This is a genomic window from Streptomyces murinus (assembly GCF_002154555.1).
GTDB lineage: Bacteria > Actinomycetota > Actinomycetes > Streptomycetales > Streptomycetaceae > Streptomyces > Streptomyces murinus.
This window is the reverse complement of record NZ_MUNF01000214.1, coordinates 1-16,189: the sequence shown is the minus strand read 5'-3', so window position 1 is coordinate 16,189 and position 16,189 is coordinate 1. Positions and strand designations below refer to the sequence as shown.

Annotated in this window: 7 protein-coding genes; 5 read left to right on the top strand and 2 right to left on the bottom strand. The window is 67.2% G+C overall.

The window, feature by feature from the left end; all coding sequences use genetic code 11:
* Nucleotides 1-374 precede the first annotated feature (374 nt).
* From CCN72_RS14990 to CCN72_RS14980, 3 genes are all read left to right on the top strand, one after another.
* A complete protein-coding gene (locus CCN72_RS14990; protein WP_086807956.1) occupies nucleotides 375-1,214 on the top strand; it encodes a helix-turn-helix domain-containing protein in 840 nt (279 codons plus the stop codon).
* Nucleotides 1,211-1,468: a DUF397 domain-containing protein gene (locus tag CCN72_RS14985; protein WP_086807953.1), complete on the top strand. Its 258-nt coding sequence runs from the start codon at nucleotides 1,211-1,213 to the stop codon at nucleotides 1,466-1,468. The genes CCN72_RS14990 and CCN72_RS14985 overlap by 4 nt, the downstream gene beginning before the upstream one ends.
* Before the next feature lie 220 nt (nucleotides 1,469-1,688).
* Entirely contained in the window at nucleotides 1,689-1,946 is a 258-nt protein-coding gene (locus CCN72_RS14980; RefSeq protein WP_086807952.1) for a DUF397 domain-containing protein, read from the top strand.
* Between the two features lie 51 nt (nucleotides 1,947-1,997).
* On the opposite strand, the gene CCN72_RS41395 is transcribed toward CCN72_RS14980, so the two are convergent.
* Entirely contained in the window at nucleotides 1,998-6,896 is a 4,899-nt protein-coding gene (locus CCN72_RS41395; RefSeq protein WP_279630244.1) for a LamG-like jellyroll fold domain-containing protein, read from the bottom strand.
* 420 nt (nucleotides 6,897-7,316) lie between these two features.
* Between CCN72_RS41395 and CCN72_RS14970 the strand changes: the two genes are divergently transcribed.
* Nucleotides 7,317-14,195 (top strand): polymorphic toxin-type HINT domain-containing protein, encoded by a 6,879-nt coding sequence (locus CCN72_RS14970; RefSeq protein WP_086807951.1) that lies wholly within the window; start codon nucleotides 7,317-7,319, stop codon nucleotides 14,193-14,195.
* Between the two features lie 11 nt (nucleotides 14,196-14,206).
* A complete protein-coding gene (locus CCN72_RS14965; RefSeq protein ID WP_143664103.1) occupies nucleotides 14,207-14,722 on the top strand; it encodes a DUF4265 domain-containing protein in 516 nt (171 codons plus the stop codon).
* Nucleotides 14,723-14,866: 144 nt separating this feature from the next.
* On the opposite strand, the gene CCN72_RS14960 is transcribed toward CCN72_RS14965, so the two are convergent.
* A complete protein-coding gene (locus tag CCN72_RS14960; protein ID WP_202441710.1) occupies nucleotides 14,867-15,394 on the bottom strand; it encodes a tyrosine-type recombinase/integrase in 528 nt (175 codons plus the stop codon).
* Nucleotides 15,395-16,189 lie beyond the last annotated feature (795 nt).

Sequence of the window (16,189 nt, the reverse complement as noted above, 5' to 3'; positions counted from 1 at the left end):
CGCCCTCCCCGCTCGGCGCCCGCCGCTCGGGCAGCCGCTCGGTCAGGGTGTCCGAGACCTCCAGGCGTACGACGTCCTCGCCCCCGGCGAGCCGCAGATGGAAGTCCCGCCCGGGTACGCGCCCGTGCTGTACGGCGTTGGCCGCGAACTCGGCCGAGATCAGCGTGACGGCCTCGTTGACNNCGCGGGGTGGAGGTGAAGCGCATGGCGAATTCCTGGGTGGAGATTTCTGATTTCACGCGGTTACGGTCCCGCACGCTCAGTAGCGTTGAACAGCGGCCGCACCAGGACCACCAGGCGTTGTACAAGGGCAAGGTGCCGCTGTACACGAGCGCACCGTGACCGAGGGTGGCGCACAGGCATTGGGGGTGTACATGAGCGAGGAAGCACAGGAAGACCAGGACGGCCAGGAAGCACCGGGCTCGGGCATTCCACTCGTCTTCGGGCGGGTGTTGAAGCGGCTGCGCGTCCAAGCGGGCATGGAGCGGGCCGAGTTGGGCCGCCGTACGGGTTACTCGGCCGCGACGATCACGTCGTACGAGGTGGGCAGGCGGATCCCGAACGCGAAGTTCATTCGGCAGGCAGATGGGGTGCTGGACGCGGGCGGGATACTGATCGACTTCATCGAGGACATGGAGAGGGCACAGTATCCGGCGTTCTTCCAGGACGCGGCGGTGTTGGAGAAGAAGGCGGTAGGGCTGCACGTCTTCGCCACGAAGGCCATCCCGGGCCTCCTCCAGACAGAGGACTACGCGCTTGCGACCTTCAAGATGTGGCGGCCGCTCCTGGACGAGGAGGTTGTCCAGAAGCGCGTAGCGGCTCGTCTGGCCCGACAGGAGATCTTAGCTCGGGCCCTCTATCCGACCATCAGCTTCGTGATTGAGGAGCACTTGCTGCGCCGACCTCTGGGCGGACATGCTGTGCTGCGTGGCCAGTTGGAGCAAATCCTGCTCCACGGGCACCGCCGTAATGTCGAGATCCAGGTGATGCCGACGGCGCGCGAGGCACACGCTTGCCTTGAGGGACCGTTCACCTTGATCGAAACGAAGGAAGGGCGCAGGATCGCCTACGTGGAGACGTATAAGTTCAGCCGCCTCTACACCGATCGTGAGACGGTCAGGGAGCTGGAGGAGCAGTACGGAATCCTGCGAGCCCAGGCCCTGCCACCGAACGAATCACTTGCCCTCGTAGAGAAGTTGCTGGGAGCGACATGAAGATCGACGAGCCGTCCGCGCTGACGTGGTTCAAGAGCAGCTACAGCAGTGGCGGTGGCGGAGAGTGCCTCGAAGTCGCCCTCTCCTGGCACAAGTCGAGCTACAGCACTGGTCAAGGCGGCGAGTGCGTCGAGATCGCCACCTGCCCCACCACCATCCACATCCGCGACTCCAAGCAGAACCCCACCACTGCCCCCACCCTCTCCGTCCCGACCACCGCGTGGCAGGCGTTCCTGGGCTCGTTGCGGTGCTGAGGCGATGACGCAGGACACGGCCGGCGGGCGCCGGGTACTGGAGCGAGTCGGGCGATGCGTCCTGACGTACGTGGCCCTGTATGCCGTGACGGGGTACCGACGCTGCTCCTCGCCTGTGCCAGATCGCCTTCGCCGCATACCTGATGCCCGCACCACTCGTTCCGGAGAACTGGACGGCGAAACCGTCGCTTGCCCTCGTAGAGAAGTTGCTGGGAGAGACATGAACGTCGAAAAGCCGTCCGAGCTGACGTGGTTCAAGAGCAGCTACAGCCAGGGCGATGGCGGCCAGTGCCTCGAAGTCGCCCTCACCTGGCACAAGTCCACCTACAGCAGTGGCGACGGCGGCGAGTGCGTCGAGATCGCCACCTGCCCCACCACCATCCACATCCGCGACTCCAAGCAGAACCCCACCACCGCCCCCACCCTCTCCGTCCCGACCACCGCGTGGCAGGCGTTCCTGGGGCTCGTACAGGCCTGAGAGGAGTACGACGGCGGGGGCGCGACGTGTGATCCGTCGCGCCCCTTCCTGTCAGGGGATCTGGTCGTAGAGGGCCGTCACCTGGTCGGCGTCGAGGGTGTAGTCCCAGGCTTGGACGTCGCTGACCGTGCCGGGGAAGTAGTCGGAGACGGCGCCGTTGTACTTGGCGCTGCCGACGGTGAAGGGCCCGGTCGAGGCCCACGGCGTGACGCCCGTGACGGTCGCGGCGAGGCTGCCGTTGACGTAGAGGCGGCCGGTGTCCGTGGTGGCGTCGAAGGTGCCCACCAGGTGGGTCCAGGTGCCCGCGGTGGCTCCTGAGACGTAGGCGATCTTGTTGGTCGGTCCGGCGGTGTCGGCCTGGGTGAAGTGCAGGGACCAGCCGGGTGTGCCGGTGTGGACGGTGTCGTACTTCAGGTAGAAGGGGCTGTTCTGGTCGCCCGGCTGGGAGGCGACGGTCGCGTTCTGAGTGGGCAGCGAGGAGAGGTTCACCCAAGCGGAGACGGAATAGCTGCCGGTGGTGTCGAGGACCTGCCCCGGCGCGGTGGCGTCGGCCGTGGTGCCGTCAAGGGTGAGGGCTTCGCCTCGGGTGGTGTCGTCGGTCCAGGTGGTGGTGCCGTTCAGGTTGAGGGGACTGCTGCCCACGCTGTAGTCGTTGACGGTGGACGGGGTGTCGGTACGGGCGGTGTCGGCGGCCTGGACGGAGTCGGGGCCGTCGTCGAGGGCCCAGGTGTCGTGCGGGGAGAGGATCGAGTTGACCTCGGCCGCGTATCCGGCGTTGGTCAGGTTGACATGGTCACCGGTGTCGGCCTTCGCGCTGAGCTTCTCTTCGCCCGTGGTCGCGTCGGTGACCGCTACGGCGCCGTCGAAATCGGCGTAGTAGACGAGCGGGATGCTGGGGTCCCAGGGGTTGTACTGGCTGTCGAGCCAGGCGTTGACGTCCTGGCGGCCGGAGTCGATGTCCGTCGTGCAGGGGTCGTTGGGCGTGGCGCCGTCTCCGGCGTAGCCCTCGCAGGGGGTGAGGGACGCGAGGGTGGAGGTGATGCCCCAGCCCTGGAGCTGCTGGATGAGGGCCGTGTATCCGTTGGCCTCCAGGTCGTCGCTTCCGGTGCCCGCGAGGAGGTCTTCGAGGCCCTCGGTGACGATGACGTTGTCGACGCCGGGCTGGTCGAGGATGTCGCGGTCGATGCGGGAGAGGACCGACGGGCCGCCGATGGCCTTGCCTTGGTAGGTCTGGGGGTTGTCGGTCATCAGGCTGTTGGACTCGATGCCTTCGGCGATGGTGCCGTAGGGGCTCGGAGTGGTGGGCTCGGCGGCGGCCAGGGCGTCGGAGACGCGGCTGCCGTTGGTGACGGGGTGGGTGTTCGGCTGGAAGGCGTCGACGAGACCGTCACCGAGGACGGCCTGGGTGGGGGTGCCGGAGGAGGTGATGTCGAGGTTGGTGACCAGGTCCGTGTACCAGCCCTGCCATTGCTGGGCGAAGGGGGTGCCGGTGGTGTCGGTCGTCTTGTCACCGGCGCCGGTGGCCGTCAGGTACTCGTAGGCGTTGTTGGCGAAGGAGTGCTGGACGAGGTACGGGACGTCATTGCTGAGCTGGTAGGAGACCAGCAGGTACTGGCCCGCGGTGACGGGGAAGGTGAGCGGGTCGCTGTAGACGGATCCGCCCGCGGGGACGGTCACGCTCTGGCCGCCGCCGAATTTCAGCGTGGTGGGGGTGCCGGTGGGCAGCGGGGAGGGCGTGCCCGATCCGGAGTCGGTGGCGACGGTGGCGTGGCCGATGGACAACTTGCTGGTGCCGAGCGCGTTGTCCAGCTTGACCCGCAGGGTGCTGCCGGACAGCGAGGGCTTCAGGGCGATGCGGAAGGTCTGATTGGAGAAGTCGCCGCCCTGGAAGTTGTACTGGCCCTCGGTGGGGTTGGCCCAGGCGCCGGTCCAGGACTGGCCGGAGGGGGCCGCCGCCGCGGTGCCGTTGGCCTCCGGGGTGGTGTGCGTGGTGTCGCGGGTGGCCAGGGAGAAGATGTGCAGCGTCTGGGTGTGGTTGCCGGCCCGCTCGCTCACGTCCGGCAGGGTCACCGAGGCCACGGTCTTCGACGGGTCGAGGGGGACCGAGAAGGCGTAGAGGTTGCGGGCGCCGGCCTTGGTGGTGGTGGCGGTGTTCACATGGGGCAGGGTGACCGCGGCGATGCTGGTGTCGGCATTCGTCCAGTCGGGCACGGTCAGGTAGTACGCCTTGGTGGAGCCGTCGGTGTACGTGATGGTGCCCTGGGCCGGGCATGCGCCCTGCGGGTCGGTGCCGTCGAAGCAGTAGGTGCCGCTGACCCGCATACCCGCGGGCGTGTAGGGCGCGGTCTGCTCGCCGTTGATGGCCCCGGGGGTGGCAATACTGGTGTAGCCCGAAGCGGCCAGGAATTCCAGGGCGTTGCCGGAGGCGCTGAACGGGATGGTCTGGTTCGCGGCGAGGATGTTGTCGGGCTTTCCGGCACCGAAGGACGGCAGTTGGAAGGTGGCGCCGTTGACGGTGACCTTCCCGCCGCTGGCCCAGCCGGCATTGGTCAGATCGGTGGCCGAGAAGCTGTTGCCGTCACCGTCGAGGTTGCCCTGCGCGGGGGTGGCGTCGGAGCTGATGCCGACATTGTCGTAGCAGTCGGCCAGGCTGGTGCAGTTGGCGTGCGGGTAGTCGCCCTTGTCGCCGGTGGCCAGGAACGAGTAGCCCGTCGTACCGGAGTCGTCGCCCGCGGCGTCGGCCGCGTACACCCACAGCGTGTGGGGGCCGGGGGAGGGGGGAGTGACCGTCACCGTGGCGGAGGTGCCGGAGGTGATCTTCTTGACCTCGGCGGCCGGGGGGTTGCTGGTGGCCGGCGGCACATCGAGGGAGTAGACGAACTCGGCGGGAGCGCTGCCCCCGCTGCCGGTCAGGGTGAAGTCGCCCGCGGTTCCGGCGGTGGACACGGCGCCGCCGCCGTTGTCCGTGTCCGGGTAGTTGCCGTCGGCGGAGGCCACGGTGGGGGCGTCCGGCGCGGTCGGTTCGGCGGTGAAGTGGCAGGTGGGGGACTGGGCGAAGGTGGTGGTCGCCTTGCCGTCGGTGACCTGGGCCTGCCAGTCGACGGTGGTGCCGTCGGTCAGCGAATCGACGAAAGCGGCGGGCAGGCTGAAGGACGCGGTGGAGCCGCTGGAGATGTTGTCGCCGCTCTTGCCGGTGGCCTTGGTGCTCGACCCGTCGACCCAGTACTGGAAGGTGGCCTGGAGCTTGTCGCCGTCCTTGTCGGACACCTTCGTCCGCAGCACCGGCGGGGTGCTCGCCAGGGTCTTGCCCATGAACGGGTACGGCGCGGTGGTGTCGCAGGCGGCGATGTTGGACCCGGACGCGGCCGACATGCCCGAGGCGCTGGGGACGGTGGGCGTGGTGTCGTACTCGATCTGGAGGGCCGGGTTGTGGGAGAAGCGGGAGAAGCCGGCGCTGAGGTGGCTGCTCTCGGCGCCGTCCTCGGCCAGCGTCGCGGTGAACGACGTCGAATGCCCGGAGGCGGCGCTCTTGACCGGGGTGAGCACGCTCAGGCCCTTCGACACATTGCCCTGTGACGGGCACAGATCGGGGTTCCAGGCGCGCCCGAACGAGGCGGAGGTGGAGTAGCTGTTGTACTTGGGGCGGTTGCTCCAGTCGGTGCCCGAGCCGAGGCCGCCGGAGGCGTGCAGGTTGACGGTGTAGTCACCCGAGCAGGAGGCGGAGTAGACCTCGGTGGCCTCGACGGTGGCGCTGTTGATCGTGGCCCCGAAGATGGTCGACGACAGCTTCCACTGGTAGACGGCGTGTTCGCTGCCCTTGCCGCAGGTGCCCTCGGGCCAGGCGTTGTAGCCGACGCCGAGGCGTCCGCCGTCCGCGTCGGAGCCCGAGTCGTTGTAGAACTTGCTGCTCGGGCAGCCCTGCTTGACCTCGTCGTAGGCGGGGGCCGACGGGTCGTAGGGGTGCCAGTTGAACGTGGGGTCGATGTAGACCGGGTAGACCGTCGAACGCGCCGAGAGCAGACGGGTGTCCGGCTTGAGCGCGAGGCGGGACGAGGTGGCGCTCGTGCGGACGGGCGCGACGCGTGCCGCCAGGCCCGGGTGGGCGGTGTCGGACGGGTCCGCCGCGACCTTCGCCGAGCCCGTCTTCCGGGACACGGCCGCGGGGAGCTCGGTGTTGGAGTCCCACATCTGCGGAGTGGCGGCTGTCATGAGTTCCCGGCCGTGCCGGTCACGCACAGTCAGCCCCGCCCCTTCGTCGGCCGCGAGCTTGCCACCGCTCACCGAGGTCGCGAGTTCGAGGTCGCGCACAGCCGAATTCTTCGCGGCCGCAACGGACTTGACGACCAGGGTGTCGGTGAAGCCGCCGCTCGCCGTGGCGGTGAGCACCAGATCGACGGAGGGGAAGACCGAACGGTACGTGGCCGTCGTGCCGTTGACGACCGGGACCGGAAGGGGCTTGGGCCACTTGACGGTCATGGTGACGCCGTCGTAACGGCTGGTGACCAGGGGGGTGGTGCCGCCACCGGAGAAGGAGACACTGCCGTACGCGGTCGCCTTTGGACCCCATGAGCCCGAAGTCGTCTTGCGCAGACCGGTGTTCACCGCGACCCAGTGGTTGTTCCGCCGGGTCCGGACGGGGTCGGGAGTGGCGGTGAGCGCGAAGCCTCCGCCCGGCTGCGCCGCGACCTGCTGCACGGGCGTGGTCAGCGCGTTCACCACGACCGGCCGGCCCGAGGACCGCGCCTGCTCCGCCGCGGCCTGCATGGCCTGCTGCTCATCGCCCGTCGGACCGTAACCGTCGGACATGACCGGCGTGTCGGGGGAGGCCGGGGGCTGGTTCGTGACCGGGGCGGGCTGGCCGGACGAGTAGTTCGCCGTGCTCCCGGAGACGTCCGACGGTACGGCGGCGACCGCGGGTACCGCCGGGGTGGCGAGGGCCGCTGCGAGCACGGTGCCCACAACGGCGGCTTTCGAGAAGGGCGTCGGTCGAGATCTTTCACGTCTGCGGCGGCCTGCGTGCCAGTGCGTCACGGCATCTCCTGTGGGTCACGACCCGGAGATCACCGGGCCGCGTCGACGCTAAAGCACACGAACCTGCAAACCGGTGGGGGAAGTTGACGAGAGGAGATGGTTCGGCCTTGTTGTGGCCAAAATGTGCATGCCATGTGCAGGCAAATAGTTGGTCAGTCCTTAGTTGTGAACGTTGAGTGCACAGCGTCAACTGATACTTACTGTTCCGGTTCATGATCGTCGAAGTGAGGGCGGGGCACCGTGGTACCGGGTGGGCGTAGGCGCAGACGTGGCAGAGCCGGCCGGCTCTTCGCCGGATGGTCCAGACGTGTTTCGCCGTACGCCTGGGCCGCCGCCCTCGTGACCGTCCTCGCCCTGTGCGCCGGTCTGTTGCAGGCCGGGACGCTGCCCGCGGCCGCGGCCGCCGGCAGGCGGCCGACCCCGCAGCAGACCAAGCCCGTGCCGGTCGAGCGGCTGCGCTCGCACTACCCGCGGCCGAAGAAGATGCCGGCCTTCCGCCCCGGAAAGGTCTCCTGGCCCACCGGCTCCGCCACCGCCTCTGCGGACCGGTCGACGCCCGCGCGCGCGGGCTCGCTCCCCGTCTGGCTCGGGCCCACGACCCACCGCGCCCGGACCAAGAACGCCACGGCCGGACAGCAGGCTCCGGCGAGTGTCGATGTCCGGGTCGAGTCCCGGGCCGCGGCAAAGGCCGCCGGTGTCGACGGCGTCGTCCTCAGCCTGAGCCGGACCAAGGACGCCACACGGAAGGCCGATGCTGGTCTGACCGTGGACTACGGCGCGTTCGCCGACGCCTTCGGCGCCGACTGGGCCTCCCGCCTCCACCTCGTCTCGCTTCCCGCCTGCGCGCTGACCACGCCCACGAAGGCGGCCTGCCGCACGCAGACCCCGGTCGCGTCCAGCGACGATGCCAAGGCGCACAAGCTCACCGGTGATGTCACCCTGGTGGCGGCAACCGCCGTACCCGCGAAGACAGTTGACGGAGCCACCGCGGCGAAGGGCACGGCCGCCAAGCCCAACGCCACGGCAGCGCGGGCCACCACCCTGATCGCCGCGGTCTCCGCTCCCGCCGGCGGCGGCGGCGACTTCTCGGCGACCTCTCTCAATCCGTCCAGCCAGTGGCAGGCGGGCGGCAGCTCGGACGCCTTCACCTGGGCCTACCCGGTCTCCGTGCCGAACGTCCCCGGCGGCCTGAAGCCGACCGTCTCCCTCGGCTACAACTCCCAGTCGCAGGACGGCCTGACCTCCTCGACCAACAATCAGGCGTCGGTGATCGGCGACGGCTTCGACTACAGCCCCGGCTTCATCGAACGCTCCTACCAGTCCTGCGACCAGAACCCCGCCGGCACGACGAAGACCGACGACAACTGCTGGTCGGACGAGAACACGCTCACCATGTCCCTGGGCGGCTCGGCCTCCCCGCTGGTCAAGGACGACGCGACCGGTGACTGGCATCCGCAGAACGACGCGGGTGAGCGCGTCCAGCTGAAGACCGGCGCGCCCAACGGCGACAACGACGGCGAGTACTGGGTCGTCACCACCGACGACGGCACGCAGTACTACTTCGGGCTCGACCAACTGCCCGGCTACGCCTCCGGGGACACCGCCACCGACTCCGTGTGGACCGAACCGGTCTACGCCACCGCCTCGGGCCAGCCCTGCTACAACGCCACCTTCGCCGACTCCTGGTGCCAGCAGGCCTACCGGTGGAACCTCGACTACGTCGTCGACACCCACAAGGACGCCCTGTCCTACTGGTACGCCAAGGACACGGCCTACTACGCGCGGGACAAGGGGACCACGGCCAACACCCCCTACACCCGCGACGGCTACCTGACGAAGATCACTTACGGTCAGCGGGACGGCTCGGTCTACTCCACCTCACCCGCAGCCCAGGTGCTGTTCACGGTGAAGGGACGCTGCGACACCTCCACCACGGGCTGCGACACCTCCACCCTCTCCACCTCGACGGCGAGCAACTGGCCGGACGTCCCCTACGACCTCTACTGCGCACAGAACGCCACCTGCTCCGTCACCTCGCCGACCTTCTGGTCCGAGGAGGAACTGACCGGCATCCAGACCCAGGTGCTGGAAGGGACCACGGAGACGAACGTCGACTCCTTCGCCCTGACGCACACCTTCCCCGCGACCGGGGACGCGACCACCCCGGCACTGTGGCTGTCGTCGATCACCCGCACCGGCCAGGACACCGGCGGCGGAGGGCCCACCACACCGGTGAGCATGCCGCCCCTCACCCTCACCGGCACGCCGCTGTCCAACCGCGTCGACGTGACCGACGGCTATCCGCCCATCACCCGGCAGCGGCTGAACACCATCACCACCGAGACCGGCGAGACGATCGACGTCGCCTACTCCTCGGCGGCCTGCGGCTCGGCCACACCCAGCGACGACAGCACCAACGCCAAGCTGTGCTATCCCGCCTACTGGGTTCCCACCGGACAGACCGATCCGGTCAAGGACTACTTCAACAAGTACATCGTCACGGGTGTCACCCAGCAGGACCCCACCCTCAAGGACGCCGACGGCAAACCGCTCGGCATCAACGACACCATCGCCACGCACTACACCCCGGTCGGGACGCCCGCCTGGCACTACGACGACAACTCGCTCACCCCGGCCAAGCAGCGCACCTGGAACCAGTTCCGCGGCTTCGCGGGCATGAAGGTGACCGTCGGCACGGCGCCCGACCCGGTGACCGAGACCGACTACACCTACTTCCGCGGCATGGACGGCGACACCCTGCCCAGCGGCGGCACCCGTTCGGCCACGGTCACCGACAGCCGGGGCGATCCCGCGGTCAAGGACCTGAACCAGTACGCGGGCATGCCGTACGAGACCGTCCAGTACGACGGAAGCGGCAGCGGCAAGGTCGTCGGCGACACCGTCACCGCCCCCTGGACCTCCGCCGCACAGGCCACCCAGAAGCTTGGTGGCGGCCTTCCCGACAGCCAGGCGTTCCTCACCGGCCAGAGCGAGGAGCGGGTCTACACCCCGCTCGCCGACGGCTCCACCCGTGAGACCGAGACCGACTACACGCACGACGACCGGGGCCGCATCACCAAGACCGACGACCTCGGCGACGTCTCCACCGCCGACGACGACCAGTGCGCCACCGTCACCTACGACGACAACGCCGACGCCTGGATCTTCGACAAGCCGGACGAGAACGTCACCGTCTCGGTCGACTGTGACAAGACGCCCACCGTCCCCGACGACGTGGTCTCCGACACCCGCACCTTCTACGACGGCTCCACCACCTTCGGCGCGGCGCCGTCGGCGGGCGACGTCACGATGACGCAGAACGCGTCCTCGTACACCGGCAGCACGCCCACCTTCACCACCATGTCGACGGTCACGAAGGTCGACGCGTACGGCCGGGCCCTGAGCACGACCGACGCGGACAACCGCACGACCACCACCGCGTACACCCCGGCCACGGGCGCCGAGCCCACCCAGGTCAAGACGACCGACCCGATGAGCCTGGCCACCACGACCGGCTTCGACCCGGCCCGCGGCCTGACCCTCCAGACCACCGACCCGGCCGGCTACGTCACCAAGCACCAATACGACGCCCTCGGCCGCACCACCGCCGACTTCAAGCCGGGCATCACGTCCGCCTACGACAAGTACAGCTACGCGATCTCGAACAGCGCACCCTCCGTGGTGACGACGCAGACCCTCGACGACGACCAGTCGTACCGCAGCAGCGAAACGATCTACGACGCGATGCTGCGGCAGTTCGAGACGCAGTCGGCGACCATGGACGGCGGGGTCGACGTCACCGACACCGTCTACAACACCGACGGCCTCAAGGCCAAGGTGACCGATCCCTACTACGCGAAGCTCGCGCTCTCCCCGACGCCGGTCCTGGCCCAGGACGGTGACGTACCGTCCGAGACCGGCTACCTCTACGACGGCGCGGCGCGTCAGACCGCGGCGGTCTCGTACAAGCTGGGCACCGAGACCTGGCGCACCACCACCGGCTACGGCGGCGACGTCACGACGACCGTCCCGCCCAAGGGCGCCACCGCCGAGTCCGTGTTCACCGACGCCCGCGGCAACACCAGTGACCTGCGCCAGTACCACACGGGCGTCACCCCGGACCCGACGGACACCGACACGTCCGACTACTCCGACACGACCTACCACTACGACCCGAGCGGCAACCGGACCGGGGAGAAGGACGCGGCGGGCAACTCCTGGTCCTGGACCTACGACCTGCTCGGCAACCAGACCAAGGCCACCGACCCGGACACCGGCACCACCGACTCCACCTACGACAACGCCGGCCAGCTGCTCACGGTGACCGACGCCCGCGGCAAGCAGACCACCTATCAGTACGACCTCGACGGCCGGAAGAAGGCCACCTACGACACCACCGGCGGCGCCGCGCCCGCCGCGGGCAACCAGACCGCCGCGTGGACGTACGACACCCTGAAGAAGGGCCTGCCGACCGCGTCCACGTCGTACCAGAAGGGCACCACCAGCCCCTCGGTCACCGACACCGTCCTCAGCTACAACACCCTGGGCCTGCCCGGCACCCAGCGCGAGACCCTCGCCAACCTGCCCGCGAACGAGGCGGCCCTGGCACCCTCCGCCGGCTACGTCACCACCACCGGCTACACCGCCGTCGCGGGCCTGGAAGCTTCCCGGAGCTACCCCGCCATCGGTTCCCTGGCCGGTGAGAACGTCACCTACGGCTACGACAAGTACGGCGAGCCGACCAGCGCCGCGGGCGCCTACGGTACGGGCAACAACTGGACCTATGTACAAGCGGTCGGCTACGACGAGCTCGGCAAACCGCTTCAGTACACGATGGGCGGCGGCGCCAACTCGGTCTACGACACCCTGGGTTACGACCAGCAGACCCAGCGGCTCACCGACACCAAGACCACCGACCTCGCCTCGTCCACGACGATCGACGACACCGGATACTCCTACGGGAGCAGCGATCCCGCCACCGGCGGTGTCTCGGCCGGTGCCGGACTGGTCACCTCCGCCACGGACAAGCAGAACGGCGGCGCGACCACCGACACCCAGTGCTACACGTACGACTACGCCACCCGCCTCACCCAGGCCTGGACCGCCACCGACCAGTGCGCCAAGTCCCCGAGCCCGGGTGACAGTTCCACCGTCGGCGGCCCGCAGCCCTACTGGCAGTCCTGGACCTACGACGCGGCCGGCGACCGCAAGACCCAGACCGACCACGACACCGCGGGCAACACCGCGGACGACACGACCACCACGTACGACTACCCGGCCCAGGGCTCGGGCTCCGACCAGCCGCACACCCTGACCAAGACGACCGCGACCGGACCCGGAGCGACGGCACGGACGGAGAGTCTGACCTACGACGACTCCGGCAACGAGGCCACCGTCACCAGCCAGGCCGGCACCCAGACCATGAGCTGGGACGACCAGGGCAACCTCGCGTCCGTCTCCGACACCGCCACCGGCGGCACCACCAGCTACCTCTACGACACCGACGGCAACCTCGTCCTGCGCACCGACCCCGGACAGGCCACCCTCTTCGTCGACGGCGACCAGATCGTGGAGAACACCTCCACGCAGGCCATCAGCGGCACCCGCTACATCACCCTGGGCGGCACCACCGTCGCCGAGCACTCCAGCAACGGCGACATCCAGTACCTCATCCCGGACCGGCAGGGCACCGACACCCTCGCCGTCGACTACCTGACCTACGCGGTCACCCGCCGTGCCTACCTGCCCTTCGGCCAGGACCGCGGCACCCCGCCCTCGAACTGGCCCGGCGACGACGGCTACATCGGCGGCACCCCCGACACGTCAACCGGTCTGGAGAACCTCGGCGCCCGCGAGTACGACCCCAGCACCGGTCGCTTCATCTCCGCCGACCCCGTCCTGGAGACCACGTCTCCCACCCAGCTCGGCGGCTACGACTACTCCGGCAACGACCCCGTCACCAACTCCGACCCCACCGGCCAGATGCTCGTCGACCCGCAGTTCGGGTCGTTCGGCAACGCACATGTGCTCCAGGACTGGATGCACGACGAGGGCTACACCGACAGCCACGGCAAATCCACGCAGAAGTACCAGAACTATCTCAGCGACTACAACCGGGACTGGGACGCCTACTACTACCAGGCGACGCATCCGCAGCCGAAGCCCAAGAAGAAGTCGTCCGGCATCAGCTGGACTTCCTATCTCAAGAAGGCCGCCAACCTCGCCTACGACTACTCGGGCGCGAAGGACGTAGTCGGCTGTGCCACGAACCCCACCCTCAGCGGATGTGTCAAGGCAGGAACACTCGTCCTCGGTTTCGTCGCCACCGGTGGTGAGGACGAACTGGAAGTAGCGGCGATGGAAGCGGCAGAGGACGACGGAGCATCCGCCGCCGCGAGAGTGGGCGAGGCGTGTGAGAAAGCGGGGGAGGTCCCCCACAGCTTCATCGGCTCCACACCGGTCCTGAAGTCCGACGGCCGCAGCGAGCCCATCAAGGACATCAAGGTCGGCGACCAGGTCGAAGCCACCGACCCGCAAACCGGAACCACCGCATCCCACACGGTCGAACGCGTCATCAAGACCACGACCGACCGCGACTTCACCAACCTCACGATCCGGCCCACCAAGCCCGGTAAGAACCAGGCCAGTGCTCACAGCGCGACCCTCACCACCACCTGGCACCACCCCTTCTGGGACGCCACCACCGGCCAGTGGGTCGAAGCCTCCCACCTCACCCGAGGAACCCACCTCCGCGAACCCGACGGCACCTACGCCACCGTCACCAATGTCCGCAACTACCACAGCACCGCGGTCACCTACGACCTCACCATCGCCGGCCTGCATACGTACTATGTGCTGGCGGGGCAGACTCCGGTCCTCGTTCACAACTGTGGGGGATTCCCGGATGACCGCGCTGGTCTTGATTTCACAGATCGAGGGCGGCAGGAAGTATATGACGAAAACCTGGCGAGGAATGGTGGCGTCCTCAAGTGTGACTACTGCGGTAGAAACGTGGAACGTCGAGCTTCGCGAGGGCCCGACGGCAAGGCGATCAAGGGGCAGCCGGATGATGCCCAGATTGATCACGAGATCCCTAAGGTTCAGGGCGGTTGTGGAGCCGGTCACAATGGCTGTGTTGCATGCAGGGCCTGCAATAGGGATAAGTCGGCCAAGACTGTCGAAGAGTGGGATGACGAACTTCGGGATTACCTGGAATAGGGGTGGGATGCGTGACTCAGTCTAGCGGGCGCCCCGTCTCGCCGAACGGCGCCAAGATGTTCAAGGTTGCTTTCGACCTTGATTTGGAGCGTGCTGACTGGCCTCCGGTCTCGGTAGAGCGCCTCTGGGGCGAGAAGACGGAGGTCAAGTACGAGATTCGTGTCGTCAATACGCCGTTCTTCGCTCGGGGGATCGCTTTTGGTGACCTGATTAGGGTTCGTCCAGATAATGAGCGCCGAGAGCTTGTGTTCGAGAGCTTCACCTCGGAGTCTGGACATTCGACCATCAGGGTCATTTTCCTGGAGGAGGGCGAGAGGGAGTCGGTCGAGGAGAAGTTTCGAGCGATTGGCTGCAACTTGTCATCGTCGCACGGCTTTGCAAGTCTGATCGCGGTCGATATTCCCCCCTCGGTGAACTATGAAGAGTTGCGGCAGTGGCTCCTTCGGAAGGTTGAATCTGAAGTGATAGAAATCCAGGAGAGTGCGATTTCAGCGATCCATCGACGGCAACTGACGAACTTTCCGTAGTCTGCATGTTCGCTAGCTCGGAATGCCCCATCTCTCGCGATGATCGCTTTATGGGCGCGCGAGGTGAGATGTCAGCCTGAAACAGTTGAAGCCCCCTCCGTATTTCAGTTACGGAGGGGGCTTTTGCGGTGCTTGACGGCAACGTCAGCGGACGGCGGCTGCTGCGGGTGGGTCGTCGAGGGCGTCACCAGTGGAGCTGAGCGCGTTGCTCAGGCTATCGATGGCCTGGCGTTGGAGGCGGAGGCGTACGTGGGCGTAGACGCCGGCGGTGACGCCGATGTGGGCGTGGCCGAGGAGTTCCTTGATGACGACGAGGTCGCCACCCTGTTCCAAGAGCAGGGTGGCGGTCGAGTGCCGGAGGTCGTGGAAGCGGATCGTCCGGAGCTCGGCCTTATGGGGGAGGCGGCGGAAGCGGCGGGTGAGGTTGGTGGGGTCGAGCGGCCTGCCCTTCGGGATGGTGAAGACGAGCCCGTTGTCCGTCCAGTCCGTTCCAGCCGCCTGGCGCTCCTCCTGCTGCCGTTCCCGGGGGATCATCCAGACTTCGGCTCGGTCTACGATTTCCAGCTCTCCGACGTCGGGGCTAAGTGGACCCAATCGGGAAGATTCATCGGATTCCTTGAGCGGTGACGACCAGTGACATGTGATGAAATTATCGATGCGCTTGCTGTGCAAGTCGGCGGGCTCATCGAGGTTTACGTACTCGGGACCGGCTACGATGACTGGTTCCGGGTGCTGGTAGGGCTTGACGCATTCGGATATGAAGTCTCGTTGACGGATGCTCTCACTGAGATGCCGGTTAGTTTGAATCGGCGCATGTTTGATGCAGAAGGCGATACTGCGTATCAGCTCAGCATTCGGTGGGAAGCCAAATCTGCACTTCAAGTCTCGCTTCTCTTTCTGTAATCGATCTTCAAGGGATCTCAGAGACGTAAGGGCGCGTAGCGACTTGGACGACGTGTTCCGGTTGTCGCGGCTACTCAACAAAATTACTGGGAAGCGGGCAATTCTTTCCCGGAGACCTTTGAACCAACGATGGTCAGGCCGTGTCTAACGGCTCCAGCTGTAGAAGAACATGAATCCGGGTTCTGATTCTGTTTCTAACTTGCCGCTGACGGAAACTCTGTCTGACGGCACGGCTGGAAGAACTGGAGATCGGCTGAAGTCCGTGGTTCGATTCGACTCCCTCGGCAAGGGTGCGCTTGTTGCGCCTGAATGGACTGCAGGCAGAAATTCATTCGCCGCTGGATCAGGGCAGCGTGGGCTAGCGCAAGAGGTAGAAAACATTCTCGGTGGGAAATGTTTTCCGATCGGTGAATGGTTGGCTTGTTTTGGGAGCTCGGTTCCACCTTTGAAGACTCCCTGGAAATGGCGGTCTGCGCGAAACGACCGCTGGTCTGCCTGCATTCCGATCCGGGACTCGATTCTTGGCCGAGACCTGATTCGTGAACCCCTGCCCAGCCCCCGCCG

Excerpts from the sequence above, each read along its gene's own strand:
- CCN72_RS14990 (WP_086807956.1), top strand. The coding sequence starts at position 375 with ATGAGCGAGGAAGCACAGGAAGACCAGGACGGCCAGGAAGCACCGGGC.
- CCN72_RS14985 (WP_086807953.1), top strand. The coding sequence starts at position 1,211 with ATGAAGATCGACGAGCCGTCCGCGCTGACGTGGTTCAAGAGCAGCTAC.
- CCN72_RS14980 (WP_086807952.1), top strand. The coding sequence starts at position 1,689 with ATGAACGTCGAAAAGCCGTCCGAGCTGACGTGGTTCAAGAGCAGCTAC.